Source organism: Clostridium chauvoei, from assembly GCF_002327185.1.
Taxonomy (GTDB): domain Bacteria; phylum Bacillota; class Clostridia; order Clostridiales; family Clostridiaceae; genus Clostridium; species Clostridium chauvoei.
In genome coordinates this window covers 2,515,797-2,536,620 of the sequence record NZ_CP018624.1, presented here as the reverse complement: position 1 = coordinate 2,536,620, position 20,824 = coordinate 2,515,797, and the positions used below count along the sequence as shown (strand labels likewise).

General features: G+C 29.0%; 18 protein-coding genes and 1 other annotated feature. Of the genes, 14 read left to right on the top strand and 4 right to left on the bottom strand.

The genetic code is table 11. The features are described from left to right. Positions 1-9: 9 nt before the first annotated feature. Both BTM21_RS11985 and BTM21_RS11980 read left to right on the top strand, forming a co-directional pair. The gene (locus BTM21_RS11985; protein WP_021876700.1) at positions 10-1,812 is read left to right on the top strand and encodes a S8 family peptidase; all 1,803 of its coding nucleotides are present in this window, start codon (positions 10-12) and stop codon (positions 1,810-1,812) included. Positions 1,813-1,877: 65 nt separating this feature from the next. Further along, positions 1,878-3,212, top strand: a complete 1,335-nt coding sequence (locus tag BTM21_RS11980; protein WP_021876701.1) for a peptidoglycan-binding domain-containing protein — start codon at positions 1,878-1,880, stop codon at positions 3,210-3,212. Between the two features lie 87 nt (positions 3,213-3,299). On the opposite strand, the gene BTM21_RS11975 is transcribed toward BTM21_RS11980, so the two are convergent. Continuing rightward, complete coding sequence (locus BTM21_RS11975; protein ID WP_079481006.1) at positions 3,300-4,364, bottom strand: YkvI family membrane protein; 1,065 nt, start codon at positions 4,362-4,364, stop codon at positions 3,300-3,302. A gap of 164 nt (positions 4,365-4,528) precedes the next feature. On the opposite strand from BTM21_RS11975, the gene BTM21_RS11970 reads away from it, so the two are divergent. The 6 genes from BTM21_RS11970 (at position 4,529) to BTM21_RS11945 (ending at position 10,136) form a co-directional block, all read left to right on the top strand. Continuing rightward, entirely contained in the window at positions 4,529-5,617 is a 1,089-nt protein-coding gene (locus tag BTM21_RS11970) for a hypothetical protein (protein ID WP_079481007.1), read from the top strand. A 134-nt stretch (positions 5,618-5,751) separates the two neighbouring features. Then, positions 5,752-6,678, top strand: a complete 927-nt coding sequence (gene mnmL / locus BTM21_RS11965) for a tRNA modification radical SAM protein MnmL/YtqA (protein ID WP_021876704.1) — start codon at positions 5,752-5,754, stop codon at positions 6,676-6,678. Positions 6,679-6,700: 22 nt separating this feature from the next. Further along, positions 6,701-7,423, top strand: coding sequence for a 2-phosphosulfolactate phosphatase family protein (locus BTM21_RS11960; RefSeq protein ID WP_021876705.1), 723 nt, complete (start codon positions 6,701-6,703; stop codon positions 7,421-7,423). 160 nt (positions 7,424-7,583) lie between these two features. After that, positions 7,584-8,000: a flavodoxin gene (locus BTM21_RS11955; protein WP_021876706.1), complete on the top strand. Its 417-nt coding sequence runs from the start codon at positions 7,584-7,586 to the stop codon at positions 7,998-8,000. A 54-nt stretch (positions 8,001-8,054) separates the two neighbouring features. After that, a complete protein-coding gene (locus BTM21_RS11950) occupies positions 8,055-8,675 on the top strand; it encodes a DUF3793 family protein (RefSeq protein WP_021876707.1) in 621 nt (206 codons plus the stop codon). Between the two features lie 618 nt (positions 8,676-9,293). After that, the gene (locus BTM21_RS11945) at positions 9,294-10,136 is read left to right on the top strand and encodes a CAP domain-containing protein (RefSeq protein ID WP_021876708.1); all 843 of its coding nucleotides are present in this window, start codon (positions 9,294-9,296) and stop codon (positions 10,134-10,136) included. Positions 10,137-10,740: 604 nt separating this feature from the next. Here BTM21_RS11945 and BTM21_RS11940 read toward each other — a convergent pair. Next, entirely contained in the window at positions 10,741-11,916 is a 1,176-nt protein-coding gene (locus tag BTM21_RS11940) for a class I SAM-dependent rRNA methyltransferase (RefSeq protein ID WP_021876709.1), read from the bottom strand. A gap of 120 nt (positions 11,917-12,036) precedes the next feature. On the opposite strand from BTM21_RS11940, the gene BTM21_RS11935 reads away from it, so the two are divergent. Continuing rightward, a complete protein-coding gene (locus BTM21_RS11935) occupies positions 12,037-12,327 on the top strand; it encodes a hypothetical protein (RefSeq protein ID WP_021876710.1) in 291 nt (96 codons plus the stop codon). Between the two features lie 83 nt (positions 12,328-12,410). Here the strand turns inward: BTM21_RS11935 and BTM21_RS11930 are convergent, their stop codons facing one another. After that, a complete protein-coding gene (locus tag BTM21_RS11930) occupies positions 12,411-12,629 on the bottom strand; it encodes a (2Fe-2S)-binding protein (protein WP_079481008.1) in 219 nt (72 codons plus the stop codon). A 333-nt stretch (positions 12,630-12,962) separates the two neighbouring features. After that, positions 12,963-13,206 (top strand) — a binding site (T-box leader). A gap of 174 nt (positions 13,207-13,380) precedes the next feature. Here BTM21_RS11930 and ileS point away from each other — a divergent pair. The 4 genes from ileS (at position 13,381) to BTM21_RS11910 (ending at position 19,872) form a co-directional block, all read left to right on the top strand. Beyond that, positions 13,381-16,491 (top strand): isoleucine--tRNA ligase, encoded by a 3,111-nt coding sequence (ileS, locus tag BTM21_RS11925; RefSeq protein ID WP_021876711.1) that lies wholly within the window; start codon positions 13,381-13,383, stop codon positions 16,489-16,491. A 234-nt stretch (positions 16,492-16,725) separates the two neighbouring features. Further along, positions 16,726-17,724, top strand: a complete 999-nt coding sequence (locus tag BTM21_RS11920) for a LacI family DNA-binding transcriptional regulator (RefSeq protein WP_021876712.1) — start codon at positions 16,726-16,728, stop codon at positions 17,722-17,724. Positions 17,725-18,075: 351 nt separating this feature from the next. Beyond that, positions 18,076-18,492, top strand: coding sequence for a MarR family winged helix-turn-helix transcriptional regulator (locus BTM21_RS11915; protein WP_021876713.1), 417 nt, complete (start codon positions 18,076-18,078; stop codon positions 18,490-18,492). A gap of 18 nt (positions 18,493-18,510) precedes the next feature. Further along, entirely contained in the window at positions 18,511-19,872 is a 1,362-nt protein-coding gene (locus tag BTM21_RS11910) for an MATE family efflux transporter (RefSeq protein ID WP_021876714.1), read from the top strand. Between the two features lie 62 nt (positions 19,873-19,934). On the opposite strand, the gene BTM21_RS11905 is transcribed toward BTM21_RS11910, so the two are convergent. Continuing rightward, the gene (locus BTM21_RS11905; protein WP_079481009.1) at positions 19,935-20,120 is read right to left on the bottom strand and encodes a hypothetical protein; all 186 of its coding nucleotides are present in this window, start codon (positions 20,118-20,120) and stop codon (positions 19,935-19,937) included. Positions 20,121-20,241: 121 nt separating this feature from the next. Here BTM21_RS11905 and BTM21_RS11900 point away from each other — a divergent pair, with 121 nt between their 5' ends. Beyond that, a complete protein-coding gene (locus BTM21_RS11900; RefSeq protein ID WP_079481010.1) occupies positions 20,242-20,817 on the top strand; it encodes a nucleoside recognition domain-containing protein in 576 nt (191 codons plus the stop codon). Positions 20,818-20,824: the final 7 nt, after the last annotated feature.

The following is a 20,824-nucleotide window of genomic DNA, read 5'->3' as shown; positions in this document are numbered from 1 at the left end:
GGGGATGTTGTGGAGAGTACCACTCAAGGAAAGAAGTTTAAAAATATAGCAAATAAAGTTGGTGTTTACGTTGAGTATTCGAACCCACAATTATTTGAAAAACTAAATTCTCTAGATGATATGATAGCTATTGATTTTAATAATGGTTTTGGAGTTGTATTTGCACCAGTTGAAAAAATAAGCGAAATAGATGCGTATATAAAAAATAAAGTATATGAGGAGGCGCCAGCTATATATACATTAACTTCAATATCTCCACAGGATGCAGCTGGAGCATTAGTTTATCATAATAATCCGTATATACCTTTAAGCGGAAAAGGAATAATAGTTGGTCTTGTAGATACTGGGATAGATTATTTAAATGAAGAATTCATTAGAGAAGATGATACAACTAAAATAATTAGAATTTGGGATCAAAATATAGAGAGTGGAGAATTAGTATATGGTCTTAGATTTGGAACTGAATATAAAGAAGAGCAAATTAATGAAGCTATAAAACTTAAAAGAAGTGGAGGAGATCCATATACAATTGTTCCAAGTAAAGATGAAATTGGGCATGGAACAGCAATATCAGGACTTATAGGAGCTATAGGAAAAGATCCAAAACTAAAGGGAATGGCACCAGATTGTAATATTGTAATGGTAAAAATGCAAGAAGCAACTAAAGCACAGTTAGAGTTTTCAGGGGTTACAACAGAAGGTAGAGGAAGGTATGGAACTGGAACAGTACTAACAGCAGTAAGGTATTTAGAGAGAGTAGCAAATGAATTAGGAAAGCCCATGGTTATATTTATACCAGTAGGAACAACTGTAGGTGCACATGATGGAACATCTAATTTAGAAGTTTATATAGATGAAATAAGTAAAACTCTTGGAATTATAGTTGTATCAGATACAGGAAATCAAGGAAATGCAGATACTCATGTTGAAGGAAGAATAGAAAAAACTGGGCAATCTGTTCCTATAGAATTAAAGATTGGGGATAATCAAAAAACCATAGATTTTAAAATATGGTTTTCAATACCGGATAGGGTTTCTATGACTATTATTTCACCCACAGGAGAAAAGTGGGGGGAAATATCAGCAAAATTTAAACAGAAGTATACAGGAAAATTTATATATGAGGGTACTTTTATGGAGATAGAATATTTCCTACCAGATGAATTAACAGGAGAAGAAGTTATTAGTGTAAGAGCACGAGACTTAAAACCTGGAATATGGACCTTTATCCTTACAGGAACTTATATAATTGATGGGAGATATTGGAGCTGGCTTCCTCAAGATAAACTTTTAGCACCAGGAACTAGATTTTTAAGTCCAAGTCAATATACTACTTTAGCAATACCGTCAACTGCTAAATCTGTTATTGTAGCAGCATATTATGATCAGAGTAATAATGGAGTAGTTTCACAATCAGGTAGAGGATTTACTAGAGATGGAAGGATAAAGCCTGATATTGCAGCAGGTGGAGAAGGGGCACTAGTTTTAAAACCTGGAGGAGGAACAGCAGTTATGTCAGGTGGAAGTGTTGGAGGAGCTATATTAGCTGGAACTTGTGCCATTATGCTTCAATGGGGAATAGTAGATAAGAATGATCCGAGAATGTATGCCAATAAGCTTAGAGGATATATAGTTAGAGGTGCTAAATTAAGAAGTGGAGATATTTACCCAAATCAAAATTGGGGTTACGGTATGTTAGATATACCAGGAATATTTTCAGCAATTAGAAGCAATGATTCACGATCTATAGAATCAAAGTATGATGAGTACACAGTAGGGAATTTGTTTATCAGTAAACCATTTGATTTATAGTAATCACATTTAGTATAAATAAAGCATATTAATATTTAAGGATTAATAATAAAAAGGAGCAATATATGGCTGAAAAAGGTCGTTTAAAAATACAATGCTTTAAAAGTAATACCTATATACCAGTAGATAATACTAAAATAATAGTAACTCCATCAGAGGGGAGTAATAATAATGCAAATGAAATAGTATTATCTACTAATTCAATGGGGGAATCAGAAACTATTGAGTTAGAAGCACCACCTTTTGCATATTCTCAAGAGCCAACAGGACAAATACCGTATAGTATGTATGATATAAGAGTTGAAAGAGATGGATTCCAACCACTATTAATAAATAGATGTCAAGTTTTCCCTGAAGAACTAGCGTTACAACCTTGTAATTTATTAGAAGCTGGAGCAAGGAGTTTTAGGGCAGATGTTATTAATATAGAGTCTAATGTTTTAAATGGAGATTATCCATCTAAAATTCCAGAAGAAGTAGACAAACCTTTACCACCACCATCAAGTGGGGTTGTCTTACAAAAACCTGTGGTTCCAGAATTTATAACAGTACATGCAGGAAGTCCTAGTAATAATTCAGCACCAAATTATAAAGTATTATATAAGGACTATATTAAAAATGTTGCGTCTTGTGAAATATATTCAACTTGGTCAGATAGTACTATAAGAAGTAACGTTTATGCTATCATATCATTTACTTTAAATAGAATTTATACTGAATGGTATAGAGGGAAAGGTAAAAATTATGATATTACAAACTCAACTGCATATGATCATGCTTTTAATTATGGAAGAAATCTTTTTGAAAGCATAAGTGCTGTTGTAGATGATATTTTTGCAACTTATGTTAGGAGGTTTGGAAGAAAGCAACCATTATTGACTCAATATTGTGATGGTAAAAATGTTTCATGTCCAGAGTGGATGACACAATGGGGAAGTAAATACTTGGGAGATCAAGGAAAAACCCCATATGAAATACTAACTCATTTTTATGGAAATGATATAGAGCTTGTAACAGCTGAACAAGTTAAAGGTAGCCCTAAATCTTATCCAGGATATGATTTAACAATAGGTTCAACAGGTGAGGAAGTAAAAGTAGTTCAAGAATATTTAAATAGAATAGCACAAAACTATCCACTTATTCCTAAAAGTGCTGTAGATGGAATTTATGGAGCCAAGACACAAGAAGCAGTAAAGGTATTCCAAGGTGTATTTAATCTTCCTAAGACAGGAATTGTAGATTATGCAACTTGGTATAAAATATCAGATGTATATGTTGGAGTAACAAGAATTGCAGAACTTAGAGGTTCTATTCCAACTACAGAGAAAATATTTATACCACCAAGATCCTTTGATAATTATTATGATATAAGTGTTCCGAGATTTACTTATATGGAATAGGATTTAAAGTAAATATATAAAGGCTACTAAATTAAAACCTTAGTAGCCTTTATATATTAAAATTAGGATTATGTTAAAAAATATTATTTATAGGGTATCTAATTCTTTTTTATGTTTAAAATAAAAATATATTGTTTGGAATATAAATATCAAACTAAGTAGACCAAAGAACGGATACAATTTACCAATTAATTTAGAGAAACCTATTTGAGAAATTGGTAAAGCTATGGCTATAATTATAAATATCCCTTTTTTAAAATCAATTTTAAAAGTTTGCTCTAAGGTCTTACTGATTGAATAAACATCAGAAACTTCAGTAGAAAACATTTCAAGCCAAATAACTACTAGTAATAATGCTTGAACTATACTTCCAAATCTTTGAGCAACAAATAAAAGTGGAATCTCATATTCAAATATATATGGTTGATTAACCATTAATAATAGATTAATTGCAAAGCAAAGAGAAGCTAATCCAACAGCTCCTAAAGTAATTCCATAAAACATAGTTTTAGGTTTTCTTACTTGGTTACTAATAGGAACTAAAACACCTAAACAGCAAAGTACATTATAACCTGCATATAAAATTGTAGATTTAGTTATTCCTGTTTTTCTAGGCTCAAAGTTAGTAATAAAGTCAAAAGAAAGCATATCTTTACAGAATAAAATATAAAGAACAGTTATAAGAGTTATGGTAATTATTAATGTTGGAACTATAAAAGAGTTAACTTCTATTAGTCCATCAGTATCTCTAAGTAAAAAGAAAATAGCTATTGCTATCATAATTAAAGAACCAACAATTTTGGGTATTCCAAAAAATTGATGAATTAATGCACCACTACCGGCTAAGATTATAGATGCACTAGAAATCAAATATAGAGTAGTAATTACACCAGTTGCTTTACCTAAAATATTAGGACTTACTACACGTATAACATCACTATAGGAATTAAGTCTATATTTTATACTGATTTTAGATACAATAGTACCCATTGCTATATAAAAAATACCACAAATAATTATTCCTATAAAACTTGCTACACCATAAGACGTAAAAAATTCTGTTATTTCTTGGCCAGAAGCTAATCCAGCACCCACAATTGTACCTATAAATACAACTGCAATTTGAAAAATTTTAGTTAATTCCTTTCGCATTTAATATCCCCCTATTGAATTTCTAATAACCAATATATAACTAGGTATATACTTTTATTTTGTAAATATGCATAAGGGAGTAATTCTAAGGAAAAATAATTATTATATACGCAAAATAAGTTTTAATATGTACTATCATAGAATTTTAATAGGAGGTAATTCAATTGAATAAAAAAATGAATATATCAAAACTATTAATAGTGTTTTTTACTGCAATTATTTTATTTGGATGTGTAGATAAAAATAATAATCAAGATGTAGAAGCAGATATATTTAATACCACAAAGGCATCGGATATTGCAAAGGAATATTTAGACTTTATAAGTATTGGGGATTTAAATGGTGCAAACAAATTATGCAAACAAGAGTTATTAGAAGCGAACAAAAACATTGGAGTAGGGACATCAAGGATTATTTCATATGCTCAAGAGAATTTAATAGAAAGTGGAATGTCAGCTTATGTAGTATTTAATGTAGTTAGAAGTTCAGACTCAGAACCGAAATGCGATTTAGATAATTTTTCAATTAAGATAGAAAAAAGTGGAGAAGATTATAAAATATCAGAAGTAAAAGCTATAAATAAAGGGCAGGTATTCGTTAAAAATAATACTTTAAGAATGATTGGGGAAGATGGGGGAAAGAGTGATTTAATCGTAAAATTAAGTGATATGCCAAGAGACATATATCCAAGAGATAATAAAGTTATGCTTTATAAAGAGCCATCTCCAAATCAAGCTTTTGATATAGTAGCATTAAGTTATACAGGAAAAAAGGTAGCAATATCAACAACAGGAGATAATAGTCAATTTGTTTCAATAGGATATATAGAAAATAGTAAACAAACAGCTAGTGGTTCAGGAAGTACTACATCAAATAATTCTCAATTAGAGCAAAGTTTAGAAGGAATATTAGAAAAACCTATTGCAAAAAAGGTAGTCCCAGTTGATGTATTAAAGGATTGTAGCATAAATGATTTTATATTTTCTCAAGAAGAAGAAGAGCTAATAATAGAATATACTAGTAATTTATCAGTAAATAGAATAAAGGTTTATAAGTCAGACGATGGAACTCCTGTTGACTTTGGGATTGATGATAAATTTCCAGAAGATAAATATAATATAAAAGTGGTAGGATTAGATAAGAATAAAATATTTATAAAAGTAGAAGCAGCTAACAAAAGCGAAAATATAGATAAAGAAATACTAGGGAAATATGAAGTTGATACTGAAAAATCAAATATAAATAAGCTATAAAGTGACATAAAATTATTAACATATATAAATAATGTAGTAAAATATAAAGTACAACTATAATAAAAGTTGTACTTTTCTTTTTATTAAAGGATTATATAAAAATAAGTTTTAAATTTATATAGAGCAAGGAGAACATGATGAAAGAGTGGAATGGCAAAAGATATCATAGTTTAAACTATTATCTTAGAAATAAATTTGGAGAAAAAGTATATAAGATTTCTTTAGATGGAGGCTTTACATGCCCAAATAGAGATGGAAGAGTAGCTAAAGGAGGGTGTACTTTCTGTAGTGCAAGTGGATCAGGGGATTATGCAGGAAGCAGAGCTTTATCAATATCTAAACAATTTGAAGATAGAAAAGAAATGATGGAGAAGAAATGGAAAGATGGAAAGTATATAGCGTATTTTCAAGCCTATACTAATACTTACGCTCCAGTAGACGTATTAAGACAAAAATATGAGGATGCATTAAAGCAAAAAGGTGTAGTAGCTTTATCTATAGCAACAAGGCCTGATTGTATAGATGATGAAATTGCAGATTTGTTAGGTGAAATTAACAAAAAGACTTATTTATGGGTAGAACTAGGTTTACAAACTATAAATGATGATACAGCAAGAAATTTCAATAGAGGATATGACTTGAAAGTATTTGATGAGAGTTTAAAGAAGTTAAAGGATAGAAATATTGAAGTTGTAGTTCATACTATATTTGGACTTCCAGGGGAATCTAAGGAGGATATGCTAAAGACAGTAGACTATGTAGCTCATTCAGGAGTACAAGGTATAAAGTTCCACCTTCTTCACTTAATGGAAGGTACAAGAATGGTTAAACAATATGAGTCTGGAGAATTAAAGTTAATGACACAAGAAGATTACATAGATACTGTATGTAAAGCAGTCACTATGATACCAGAAGAAATGGTAGTTCATAGATTAACAGGAGATGCTCCAAGGGAATTATTAATAGGTCCTATGTGGAGTTTGAAAAAATGGGAAGTACTTAATACAATAGATAAAGCATTAGAAGATAATGATCTATGGCAAGGAAAAAACTATAAATAGATTTAAAATAGGGGGAAGTATAATGAAGGTAGATGTAATAATTTCTGCTGATCATATTAATGAAGAAAGCTTAGAAGGAAAGACTGTTGTTGTTATTGATATGCTTAGAGCGACTTCTGTAATAACTACAGCATTAGCAAATGGAGCTAAAAAAGTTATTCCTTTATTAACTGTAGAGGAAGCTTTTGATATGAAAGAAGAGTTAAAGAGTTTAGGAGAGAGCGTATTATTAGGTGGAGAGAGAAGAGCTCTTAAGATAGAAGGATTTGATTGTACTAATTCACCTTTAGAATACACAAGTGATGTTGTTAAGAATAATAATGTAGTAATAACTACAACAAATGGAACTAGAGCTATAACTTTAAGCTTAAAAGCTGATGAGATATTAGTTGGAGCTATGATAAATGCTAAAGCAATAGTAGATAAGGTTAAGGATATAAATAAAGATGTTGTATTTATTAATGCTGGAACAAATGGAGAGTTTTCAATGGATGACTTTATCTGTTCTGGGTATATGATTTATTTATTAAGTAAAGATAAAGAGCATGACTTAACAGACATTGCTAAGACTGCAAAATTAATATATAAATCTAATGAAAATATAATTGATTATATAAAGGATGCTAGACATTATAATATTTTAAAAACATTAGGATTAGAAGCTGATTTAAATTACTGTTGTCAAAAAGACATTATAAAATCAGTACCTAGATATGATAAGAACAAAAAAAGTATAGTTATTTAATTTCTATAGAAGAGAAGCCAATTAGATTATAAAAAGTCTAATTGGCTTCTTAATTTTTATATAAACTTTCTTTATAAATTAATATAGGTATTGACAATATAGAAAAATAGGGTTATATTATTGTTAATGATAATCAATATCAATTAGAAAGGGTGAGAAAATGAAAATTATTTATTGGAGTGGTACAGGTAACACAGAAGAGATGGCTAATTTAATAGCTAAGGGTATAGAAAAAGGTGGAAAAAACGCTGAATTAATAAAAGTAGAAGATGCAAGTGTTGATTCCATCAAAGAAGAAGATACAATTGTTTTAGGCTGTTCTGCAATGGGAGATGAAGTATTAGAAGAATACGAAATGGATCCATTTATAGAATCAATAAGTCAAGAAGTTCAAGGTAAAAAAGTTGCTTTATTTGGATCTTATGGATGGGGCGATGGAACTTGGATGAGAAATTGGGAAGAAAGAATGATTGGGTATGGAGCAGAAGTTATTAAAGAAAGCTTAATTGTAAATAATTTTCCAGAAGGTGAAGATGTAGATCGTTGTATAGAATTCGGTTTACAATTAGCTAAATAAAAATTTAACACACATTTCAAATTTATTGAATTTAAATATAGGAGAGTATATATGATGGAGGAAAAACAAAAGCAATTTTATAGCGTATTAAACTCAAAAAATAATAAAGAATATATGGAGCTTTATTTAGTATATAGTTTAGCCCCAGTAATTGCTGGGTTTAAACCATCATCTACAATTAACTTTAAACGTGATTATAGAGATTTATACTTTCAATGGAATTTACATGGCAAGAAGTTTATAAAAGAGCTGGGGTTAAATTATATAATATTAAGAGAACATCAAGATTATATTGTAGTTCTAATATATAAAGAAAATACATTAAAAGAATATTTATTAGAAGAAAGCAACATTAAATTTTTAAAGAAGTTAGGATATGATGAAAAAAATAATCTAGATTCTTGGCTAGAAACTTTAAAAATAAGATATAATAAATACCATTGTCCACATGAAATAGGATTATTTCTTGGAATTCCAATAGAGGATGTTATAGATTTTATGGAATGTACAGAAAAAAAGTGTTTAATGTGTGGATATTGGAAAGTCTATAATGATTGCTATAAAGCAAAAGAAATATTCAGTTTATATGATAACAGTAAAAAATATATAGTTAGCAAGATACTAGAAGGAAGATCCACACTTTCTCTAGTAAATGATATACAAACAAATTTTTAAAATTCTCAACAGAATATGTTTGACTAAAAGAGTAGTTGTATCCCTAACAACTACTCTTTTCTCAAGTTAATAAAAATTAATAATTTTAATTAATTGTATTGACAATCTTGGTAAAATAAAGTATTATAATGTTAGTTGATAATGAATATCAATTTCTGATAAGTATACAAATACATTACTTTTAATATTTATCATTACAGGCTTAACACCACTTGATAAATGTATGAACAAATTAAACTCTTAAAATGTAAAATTTATTTCGCAGGATAGATGGATAGATGAGAATTATCCATCTATTTTTGCGTTTTTAGATAAAAAATAAAAAATTTATATCTAAAAAATGAATGGATTTAAATGAATAAAATTACAATAGATGATAAAAAATACACTATAAAATTTAGTAATGTTAATAATATGTTAACAGTAGAGTTTATAGGGGTTAAGAAATATTAAAATATGATATATTTTTTGAAATTTGAAATTTTTACCTTAGGTCAAATATGGAATTTAAAACAGTAAATTCACTAATTAACAATTAACTCATATTTAGGATAGAGGAATTTCGTGCTAACCTAGGGGTAGGCAGATAGCCAAGTAAAATCTAAGGAGGTAGGAGCAATGCAAAGTTTAAAAATTATAAAGTTAATAATATCATTAGGATTAGCTTCAACATTAGGCTTGGGAACTATATGTGAGCCATTTAAGACAAGTGAAAATATTAATAAAAGACCTGAAATTGTAGAAGCGAATAAAGGTGAGGTTAAGACTGGAGAATGTCCTTTAAAAGTAGAAGAGCAAAAACAAAAGGTACAAGCTAATGCTAGTAATGATGCTAACAAAAATACTGAACTTAATATATATGAAAATACTGAAAAGCAAGTAGTAGCTTCACAGAAAGAGGTTAAAACTGATAGTAAAGAAAATATATCTAACGAAAACAAACAGTATAATGAAACTTTAGAGGTTAATGAAGATAATAATAATAACCTTGAAGTAGGACAAAATTCTACAGTAGAAGATCAAAAGATAGAGACTCCAAATATAAATCAAGATGATAGTTATATAGCTGAAATAGAGCAGATGATTTTCGAACAAGCAAATCAACAAAGACAAGCTGCTGGATTACAACCATTAAGTTATAATGGAACTATGGAACACTATGCAAGAGCAAAATCTAAGGATATGGGGGTTAGAGGATATTTTGATCATAAAAACCCAGAAGGTCAGCTAATGACAGAACAGATGAGAGCTGATGGAATATCTTACAATGCATGGGGAGAAAACATAGCATACATTAGTGGTATATCAGGAAATAGTAATTTAGCGAATCAATTTATGACAAATTGGATGAATTCATCAGGTCATAGAGCAAATATTTTATCTAATAACTTTACAAGCATTGGTGTTGGAGTGTACAAAATAGGAAATACATATTATGCAACACAAGAATTTTATAGATAATAAAGATAGGCCTTTTAAGGTCTATTTTTATTATCTACATAATAATGTCACTCTACGACTTTGAAATTTTTAGTATCTATAGATAATAACAAGAAGCTAATGAAAATTAACAAGAAGCTAATTATATTGGTTGATATTGTAATTATACAATTAATATCCATTAGAGCAGTTATACTTATTAATTTAGGTATAACAAAGTATAAAAGTGAAATTTTAATACCTATAGCAATTGTTAAGCAAGCTCCTAAAATCCATATTTTTTTATAAATAGTAGGTTATTTATAAAACTAAATTCCCTTCCTATGATTAAGAAAATTAAAGTAAATAGTATTAATGAATAAATTAATACTAGAGTATTTTGGTTTTGTGAACCGAATATATTATTAGTTATTAATATATTAAAAAGTAACTCTCGCATCAGTTCTATACCGATAAATCCACTTAATGCCATAAGTTTAAGCTTGTTTTCCTTTTTTATTAATTGAACTGCAAAAGATATACATAGAGTACTTTTATTGCTATATTAAAAGCATCTTCTAATTCTTTAAGACCTTTCTTAGTAATTTTATAATATTTTCTTTTTCTACCATCTATAACTTTTCTATTATACGACTTGGAATATAAAGAACTTTAAATAATATGATTCATCTGAATTCCATAAGATTGGATGGTCTGATGATTGAGTTCTACATTCTATTTGTCTTAAAGTTTTATGAGCATCACGAGCAGCCTCAGCAATAGTTTGTCTTAATAACTCTTCATTCATATAGTGTGAACATGAACAAGTTATGAAATAACCACCTTCCTTAACCATTCTTAATCCTCTAAGGTTAATTTCTTTATAACCTCTTTTTGCACCATTAATGCTATTTCTAGATTTAGTAAATGCAGGTGGATCTAATATAACAACATCGAATTTTCTACCTTCTTTTGACCAAGTTGGTAAAACATCAAAAGCATTGTGACATTCAAACTTAACTGTATCTTGAAGATTATTAAGTTCTGCATTTTTAGTAGCACAATCAATTGCATGTTGAGATACATCAACTCCTAAAACTGACTTTGCACCAGCTATACCTGCATTTAATGCAAAGGAACCTGTATGTGTAAAGCAATCTAAAACATCTCTATCTTTACAAATTCTATGGATTGCAGCTCTATTTTCTTTTTGATCTAGGAAAAATCCTGTTTTTTGACCATTTTCTAAATCAACTATATATTTAACTCCATTCTCAATGATTTCAACATTAGTATCAAATGGAGCAGTTAAGAATCCTTTTCTTTGTTCTAATCCTTCAAGTTCTCTAGTCTTTAAATCGCTTCTTTCATAAATTCCTTTAGCACCATATTCATTAACTAAAAGATTAACTATTATATCTCTATATTGTTCCATACCTAAGGTTGAAATTTGAATTACAAAATAATCTTCAAATTTATCAACAGTTAAACCAGGTAAAAAATCTGCTTCACCAAAAATAAATCTACATGAAGATGTATCAATAACTGTTTTTCTATAATCCCATGAAGCTTTAAATCTTTTTCTAAAGAAATCTTCATTTATTTCTTCATCTATATCTCTAGTCATAATTCTTATTGTTATTTTACTTTGATCATTTATGTATCCTTTACCAATAAAGTTATGTCTAGGTCCATATACTTCTACTATATCACCATTTTGGTATTCACCATCATATTCATTTATCTCATCAGTATATATCCAAGGACGACCATTTTCAGCCTTTTTATGTTTTCCTTTATGTAAATAAAACTTACTTGCCATATGTAAACAGCTCCTTATAATTTAATTCTTTAAAATTATAACATACTAAAAATTTAATTCTAGATATAATGTAAAAGAAATATATTAATAGTAATAAATAATGTATTAGGGGATAGGAATTTGATATTTAAAGCTGTAACAATACCAACGCCAACTAGGGTAAAGAGATATATTAAGGAACATGCAACAAAAGAAAGGGTATGTATATATTCTTTAATAGGATTAGGGGGTGGAATTATAGGTTTAAGTGATTTTCCAGCAAAGAAACTTGTTATAGGTGTACTTATATATTATGGAGTAGCATATGAAATTATAGAAAAATCAGAAGGTATAATAAATGATCCTATATTTATAGAGATTATGATGAAAAATCAATATATAGGTTATGGAATGCCAACAAAACTATTTTAAAGAGTAAAACCACCTATTTAAATAACAGGTGGTTTTGGGGAGATATAATCTTGTATAAACTAATACAATTTGGGGGAACTGTATTAGCGGTTTTCTAGATGCTTTTCAATTAACTTTTCAATTGTCGGGGTACATCTATAACCTCTGCATCCGCCGGTACAAGCTCCAGTTGCTTTGGATACTTCCTCTACGGTATGAGCACCGGCTTTGATTGCATCTTTTATTTTGGATCTTGGTATTGCCTTGCAAGTACAAACTTTTGTAATCTTATCAAGGACTTGTTCGTTTAAATTATTTTCCATATAAGTATTCCTCCTATAAATTATAAAGTTACTGAATTAAAAAACAGTAAAACATTATTAAAAGAGTAAATTCTAAGAACTAATGATTCATTAGAAACTGACTACGGAAAATAAAGGGGATAAAAAATAATTGACGTTTATTTTTTATAAGTGTATTATATAATTTAGGAAAATAAAAGTCAATACTAATTAATAAAAACTATTAGGTAGTTAGTTATCTTTGGAATACTTATTGTTCACTATATATTATTGAACAAAAAAATTTTTTATATTCAATAATATTACCTTTTATATTGCGAATGTTTGTAGTAAAATAAATATATTATTAAAAGTAAAAAAACTATGATTAGGAAAAGTACTTATATTTTATTCTTTAAGAGAGTGGCTGGTTGGTGTGAAGTCATAGAAAAATTTAAGGAAAATCACCTAGGAGTTGAAAGCTGAAAGGAAATTTCTTATTAAGCTTATCCGTTAGCCTGCGTTAAAGGATAGGGTATGTTAGTACTCGAAAGAAAAGTCTTATTTTTATATAAGAATTTAACCATGGGTGGTATAGCGAATTCACTTCGTCCTATTAGGGCGAAGTTTTTTTATAAAAAAATATGAATAATTAATAATTAATAGTGAATAATTAAGGAAGAATATGAAGTAATTTCTTAAATTATTACTTTTAGAACTCCCTTGGAGTTTTATAAAAATTATTAATTATTAAGGACTAATTATTAATTACAATAAGAAGGGAGATTTGTATATGTACAAAAAGGTTGAATTACCAAAAGGTTTTGTTGGCATGGAAAAGAATGTTGCAGAACTTTGGAAAGAGAATAACGTAATAAAGAAAAACTTTGATATGAATCAAGATGGTGAATATTTCACTTTCTATGATGGTCCTCCAACTGCTAATGGAAGACCTCACGTAGGTCATATATTAACAAGAGTTATGAAGGATATAATCCCAAGATATAAAGTTATGAAGGGATACAAGGTTATAAGAAAAGCTGGATGGGATACACATGGACTTCCAGTTGAGCTTGAAATAGAAAAGAAACTTGGAATTTCAGGAAAACCTCAAATAGAAGAATATGGTGTTGAAAAGTTCGTTACAGAATGTAAGGAAAGTGTATTCACATATGTAAACATGTGGGAAAAAATGACTGAACAAATAGGATATTGGGTAGACATGGATGATCCATATGTAACATATCATAACCCATACATAGAATCAGTATGGTGGGCTTTAAAACAAATGTGGGATAAAGAACTTTTATATAAAGGTCATAAAACTATGCCATATTGTCCTAGATGTGGAACAGGTCTTTCTTCACATGAAGTTTCACAAGGATATAAAGATGTTAAAGATTTAACTGCAGTTGCTAAGTTTAAAGTTAAGGGTGAAGATAACAAGTATATACTTGCATGGACAACAACACCTTGGACATTACCTTCAAATGTAGCGTTATGTATAAATAAAAAATATGATTATATAGAAGCTAAAGTAGAAGATGAAATATATGTTTTAGCAAAAGAATTAGCACCAAAGGTATTAGGTGAAGATTATGAAGTAATCAGAGAATTCAAGGGGGAAGAGCTTCTAGGAACTGAATATGAACAACTACTTCCATTCCATACTCCAGAAGGAAAAGCATTTGTTGTAATTCATGGTGACTTTGTAACTTTATCAGATGGTACAGGTATAGTTCATATAGCGCCTGCATATGGTGAAGATGATAACTTAGTAGCTAAGAAAAATGGTTTAGCTTTCATAAATTTAGTTGATTTAGCAGGTAAATTTACAGAAGAAGTTACTCCTTGGGCTGGTAAGTTCGTTAAAAAGTGTGATGAAAGTATTGTTAACTATTTAAAAGAACAAAATAAGTTATTTAAATCAGAAAAACATACTCACTCATACCCACATTGTTGGAGATGTAACACACCACTTCTTTATTATCCAAAGGAAAGCTGGTTTGTTGCAATGACTACTTTAAGAGATAAGTTATTAGAAAACAACAATAAAATTAATTGGTATCCAGATAACATAAGAACAGGTAGATTCGGTAATTTCCTAGAAAATGTTATTGACTGGGGTATTTCAAGAGATAGATATTGGGGTACACCACTTCCAATTTGGGAATGTGAATGTGGCCACAGAGAATGTATAGGTAGTATTGAAGAGTTAAAAACTAAGGGAATTAATGTTCCAGATGACATAGAGCTACACAAACCTTATATAGATAATGTTCATTTAAAATGTGAAAAGTGTGGAAAGGAAATGACTAGAACAACAGAAGTTATAGACTGTTGGTTTGATTCAGGATCAATGCCATTTGCTCAATTACACTATCCATTTGAAAATAAAGAGTTATTTGATAAGAATTTCCCAGCTCAATTTATATCAGAAGCAGTAGACCAAACTAGAGGATGGTTCTATACATTATTAGCTATTTCAACAGCTATATTTGATAGAAACCCATTTGAAAATTGTATAGTATTAGGTCACGTTCTTGATAAGAAGGGCTTAAAAATGTCAAAATCAAAGGGAAATGTAGTAGATCCATTTGAGGTATTAGATGCACAAGGAGCTGATGCTACAAGATGGCATTTCTATACTGCAAGTGCACCATGGCTTCCTACTAGATTCTCTATAGATGATGTTGCAGAAGCTCAAAGAAAGTTCTTAAGCACATTGTGGAATGTTTATTCATTCTATGTTTTATATGCTGATTTAGATAAATTCAATCCATTACAATATGCAGATTTTGAATCAGAAAACGTAATGGATAAATGGATAATGTCAAAATTAAATACATTAATTAAAGACGTTGATTCAAATTTAAATTCATATCAAATAACTCAAGCTGCTCTTACTTTAGAAGACTTTACAGATGAGTTATCAAATTGGTATGTAAGAAGAAATAGAGCTAGATACTGGTCAGAAGAATTAACAGATGATAAAATAGGCGCTTACGTAACATTATATAGAGTATTAACTACTTTAATTAAAGTTGCAGCTCCATTTGTACCATTTATAACAGAAGAAATGTATCAAAACTTAGTAGTTAATTTAGATCCAAAGGCTGAGGAAAGCATTCACTTATGTACATGGCCAACAGTTAATGAAAAAGCTATAGATAGTAAGTTAGAAGAAGAAATGGATTTAGCTTACACAATAGTTAAATTAGGAAGAAGTGCTAGAAACGGTGCTAATATTAAAAATAGACAGCCGCTTTCAAAGATATTATTATCAACAGATTTACTTCCAGAATATTATTCACATATAATAACTGATGAGCTTAACATAAAAGAGGCTTTATTTGGAGCCGATCTTTCACAATATGTTAACTTTGAAATTAAACCTAATTTACCTGTATTAGGAAGAGCTTATGGTAAGTTAATACCAGGAATAAGAAAAGAAATTGCTTCAAGAAATCAAATGGAATTAGCTCAAAAGCTTCAAAATGGAGGAACTGAAACTATAAATGTTGATGGAACAGAAATAGTTTTAGATAAACAAAGTGTTTTAGTTACAATGCAAGGATTAGATGGATATGCATTTGCTGGTGAAGGTTCAATTGGGGTTGTACTAGATACAACAATAACACCTGAACTGAGAGAATTAGGACATTTAAGAGAGATAATTTCAAAAATCCAAAACATGAGAAAAGAAAAAGGCTTTGAAGTTGCTGATAAAATAAAGCTGTATGTTGCAGAAAATGACATGTTAATGGATATTATTAAAAAATATGCAGAAAATATTAAGAGAGAAACTTTAACTCAAGAAATCATTTATAATGGTGAATTTGATTATACAGATACAGTTATAAATGGTGAGAATTTAAAAATGACTGTTGAAGTTATAAAATAAAAACATTTATTTAAAGATATAGATTAAATTCTTAATTAAAAGAGACTAGAAATTTTTACGAAAAAACTCTAGTCTCTTTAAATTTAATAAAGCAAACAGGTATATAATTTACTAAAATAGGATAAAATGTAGAAAAAGCAGATATGATGCCTTGTATTTTTTAGTAAATAAAGGTATAATATATATTTAGAATAGATAAGTTTAAGAATACTATTAAAATGGAGTGATGTTGGTATGGCTACTTCTATTAAAGATGTTGCAAGAGAGGCTGGAGTTTCAATTGCCACTGTTTCCAGAGTGTTAAACGATATCGATGTTGTAAATGAAGATACAAAGAAAAAGGTATTAGACGCTATAAAAAAATTAGGTTATAGACCAAATATAGTAGCGAGAAGTTTAAAAACTCAAAAAACAAAAACAATAGGAATATTAGTTCCTGATATCTCAAGTGGTTTTTATCCAGAGATAGTTAGAGGAGCAGAGGATGTTGCTAATATTTATGATTATAATGTAATATTATGTAATTCAGACTTTGACTCAGAAAAGGAAAAAGAATATTTAAGAGTACTTAAAGAAAAGATGGTAGATGGGGTTATCTATATGAGTTCCTCATTACAAGACGAAATACTTGATATAATAAATGAATTAGATTTAAAGACAGTATTAGTTGAGACAAATGATAAAGAGGGAACATTACCAAGTGTAACAATAGATAATATAAAGGCTACTTATGAAGCAACTAATTATTTGCTTAATAAAGACTTAAAAAATATTGCTTTTGCTGGTGTTAAGAAAGACACTATGAATGCTTGGGGCGACAGATACATAGGATATGAGAATGCTCTTAGAGATAAAGGTATAAAAACTGATGAAGAATTAGTATTTACAGGAAATCTTAAAGTTAAAACAGGATATGATGCAGTAGAAAAGTTTGAATCATTAAACAAAAAATACGATGCAGTTGTATGTGCGTCTGATGAAATTGCAATGGGTGTTATTAACGGATTAAGAGAACACGGCAAGAAAGTACCAGACGATGTTAGTGTTATAGGATTTAATGATAATGCAGTAGCTTCAGTATTCTACCCTAAAATAACAACTATAAATCAACCAAGTTATGATATGGGATCAGTAGCTATGAGAATGCTTATAAAGCTACTAAATAAAAAAGAAATAGATGAAGCTCAATATGTTTTAGACTACAGCTTAGTTGAAAGAGATAGCTGTAAATAACTAAATAATTATTATAGTAAAAAGCAGGATTTAAATCCTGCTTTTTACTATATATTGAATTTTTAGATTTAATATGGGTTGTAATTTAAATAATAATATAGTAAAATTATATTGGGTATAATAAAACGTTTTCAAATTCGACTGGGTATATTTTTAGGGTGATATTAAAGTGCAATAGTGTACTTTAATAGAGTAGGTAATGGTTATTAATAATAAGTAGATTAACTTAAAAACAATCTTAATTAGAGTAAGATTGTTTTTTTATTTTTAAGTTTAGTTGCGATAGCAACTAAGTTGTGTTAAAATAAACAAGTTAAATAGTTGCGATAGCAACTAAAAGGAGGGAAAGGCATGGAGTGTAAAGATGATGCAATAGGAAAATATATTTCTGAAATATATAGAAACAGTTGTAGATTTTTCTCAAAAGAATTTTCAAAGCTTAATTTAGGGGTAGGACAATATATATTTTTAATTCAGCTTTATAAAAATGATGGAATAAATCAAGAAAAATTATCAGATTTGTTAAAAATAGATAAAGCCAACACAGCAAGAGCTATAAAAAGGTTAGAAGAAGAAGGATATGTTACAAGGGTAAGATGTAGAGAAGATAAGAGAGCATATAATGTTTTTCTTACAGAAAAAGCATTAAATATAAAGGAAGAGTTTTTTGGAATACTAAAATCATGGGAAGCTAATATAACAGAACCATTAACGGAGGAAGAAGTAATAACAGTAAAAAATATACTGAAAAAAATAACTATGAACTAGAGAACAAGGAGGTTTATTATGAATAGACAGGAACGATTAGGAGAAGAGAAGATATCAAAACTTTTAATTACATTTTCTGTACCCGCTATAATTGGTATGCTAGTAAATACTTTATATAATATAGTAGATAGGATGTTTATAGGACATATACCAGAAGTTGGACAATTAGCAATAACAGGGGTAGGTGTAACTATGCCTATAGCAACTATTATATTAGGATTTGGGTTATTGCTTGGCGTAGGAACATCAGCAAGGGTATCTTTAAATTTAGGACGAGGGCATAAAGATGATGCAGAAAAGTTAATAGGAAATTCACTAGCATTATCAATAATAATAAGTATAGTTATAGTGATTATAGGATTAATGTTTTCAAATAAACTTTTAAGAGTGTTTGGAGCAAGTGATAGTACAATTGGTTATGCACAGGATTATATAAACATTATTTATTTTGGAACAATATTTAATCTTATGGGCTTTAGTTTAAATCATTCTATAAGAAGTGATGGAAATCCTAGAATAGAAATGTTTTCAATGCTAATTGGAGCTATAACTAATATAGTATTAGATCCAATATTTATTTTCGGATTAAACCTTGGAGTAAAAGGTGCAGCAATAGCAACAGTTATATCTCAATTAGTTAGTTGTATATGGGTTATAAGTTATTTTACAACAGGAAAAAGCTATATAAAACTTAGAAAAGAAAATTTAAAATTAGAAAAAAGAATAGTATTAGCGATTGTTACAATAGGAATGTCTCCATTTTCAATGCAAATAGCTCAAAGTATGGTGCAGGTTATTGCAAATAATTCCTTAAGAATATATGGTGGGGATTTAGCTATAGGATCAATGGCTATTATAGCAAGCATAACAATGATATTCGCTATGCCGATAATAGGATTAAATCAAGGAGCTCAACCAATTATAGGATATAATTATGGGGCTAAAAAATATCATAGAGTAAAAGAAACTGTTACTTATGGAACGATAATAGCAACTATCATAATGATAATAGGCTTTTTACTAGTTGAATTATTTCCACATATTTTAATTAGTATGTTCAATAAGGATCCTAAATTAGTAGATATAGCAACTAATGGATTAAGAATATATCTTTGTATGATACCTTTTATAGGATTTCAAATTGTAAGTTCAAGTTATTTCCAAGCGATAGGGAAAGCAAAGGTTTCGATGTTTTTAAGTCTACTAAGACAAGTTATTCTTTTAATACCATTTATGATAATATTACCTAGAGTTGTTAATCCAGCTTTAAACGGAATATGGATAGCTGGGGCAGCATCAGATTTATTATCAGCAATTATAACAGGAATTTTATTTTATACTTCTGTAAGAAAGTTAAAAGAAGTACCAGAAATTAATTAATAAAAGAAAATGGGATATAAAATCAAATGATTTTATATCCCATTATTATTTTTTAATATCTATTAAAGTATTCCTTCAGTTTTTAGTATATTTTCTAACTTTTGAACCTTTTCTGTAAGAGTTAAAAACTTTTCTTTTAATAATTCATCTGGAACATTTACTTCATTAATTACCTTTTCCATATCTTCTACAGTCTGTAATGCCTCATCAATATCTTGTTGAGCTAGTTTTAGATTTGCTTCTTTCATAATTGAGTCTCCTTTATATGAATTATACATAATTAATATTCGTTATATTTATCGTAACATTAATAAATATTAGATGCAAGGCATATATTTAGAAAAGGAATTTTTGTAGGCGGTGAACAAGGTGATTAATTATATTTGGTTTATAATGATATTTTTAGGGATTATAATAGGTCTTTTTACTGGTAATGGAGAGGGAATATCTAAGGCTATAATAGGCTCTGTAGACTCTACAGTAGGACTTGTAATTGGATTAGTAGGACTTATGTGTTTTTGGTGTGGAGTTATGAAAGTAGCAGAAAAAAGCGGGCTTACTAATAAATTGGCACGGCTTTTAAGGCCTATATTAAAATTATTATTTAAAGATGCTGCTAAAGATGAAAAAGCATTAGGTGCTATTGTCATGAACATAACTGCAAATATGATGGGACTAGGAAATGCAGCAACACCATTTGGAATAAAAGCTATGCAAGAAATGGATAGATTAAATAAAGATAAAGGCACAGCATCTGATGATATGGTATTATTTCTAGTATTAAATGCAGCGTGTATTCAATTAGTGCCATCAACAGTAATATCTATTAGAGCAGCTTGTGGATCAGCAAACCCAGGAGCAATTATAGTTCCAGCAGTATTAGCAAGTACAATTGCAGCTATTGTTGGAGTTATATGTTGCAAAATATTGCAAAGATATTTTTAGTTGGAGG

Bases quoted from the DNA above. Each gene is read 5' to 3' on its own strand.
- BTM21_RS11945 (WP_021876708.1), top strand. From the start codon at position 9,294: ATGCAAAGTTTAAAAATTATAAAGTTAATAATATCATTAGGATTAGCT.
- BTM21_RS11950 (WP_021876707.1), top strand. From the start codon at position 8,055: ATGGAGGAAAAACAAAAGCAATTTTATAGCGTATTAAACTCAAAAAAT.
- BTM21_RS11960 (WP_021876705.1), top strand. From the start codon at position 6,701: ATGAAGGTAGATGTAATAATTTCTGCTGATCATATTAATGAAGAAAGC.
- BTM21_RS11930 (WP_079481008.1), bottom strand. From the start codon at position 12,629: ATGGAAAATAATTTAAACGAACAAGTCCTTGATAAGATTACAAAAGTT.
- BTM21_RS11955 (WP_021876706.1), top strand. From the start codon at position 7,584: ATGAAAATTATTTATTGGAGTGGTACAGGTAACACAGAAGAGATGGCT.
- BTM21_RS11910 (WP_021876714.1), top strand. From the start codon at position 18,511: ATGAATAGACAGGAACGATTAGGAGAAGAGAAGATATCAAAACTTTTA.
- BTM21_RS11905 (WP_079481009.1), bottom strand. From the start codon at position 20,120: ATGAAAGAAGCAAATCTAAAACTAGCTCAACAAGATATTGATGAGGCA.
- BTM21_RS11915 (WP_021876713.1), top strand. From the start codon at position 18,076: ATGGAGTGTAAAGATGATGCAATAGGAAAATATATTTCTGAAATATAT.
- mnmL (WP_021876704.1), top strand. From the start codon at position 5,752: ATGATGAAAGAGTGGAATGGCAAAAGATATCATAGTTTAAACTATTAT.
- BTM21_RS11980 (WP_021876701.1), top strand. From the start codon at position 1,878: ATGGCTGAAAAAGGTCGTTTAAAAATACAATGCTTTAAAAGTAATACC.
- BTM21_RS11920 (WP_021876712.1), top strand. From the start codon at position 16,726: ATGGCTACTTCTATTAAAGATGTTGCAAGAGAGGCTGGAGTTTCAATT.
- ileS (WP_021876711.1), top strand. From the start codon at position 13,381: ATGTACAAAAAGGTTGAATTACCAAAAGGTTTTGTTGGCATGGAAAAG.
- BTM21_RS11975 (WP_079481006.1), bottom strand. From the start codon at position 4,364: ATGCGAAAGGAATTAACTAAAATTTTTCAAATTGCAGTTGTATTTATA.
- BTM21_RS11940 (WP_021876709.1), bottom strand. From the start codon at position 11,916: ATGGCAAGTAAGTTTTATTTACATAAAGGAAAACATAAAAAGGCTGAA.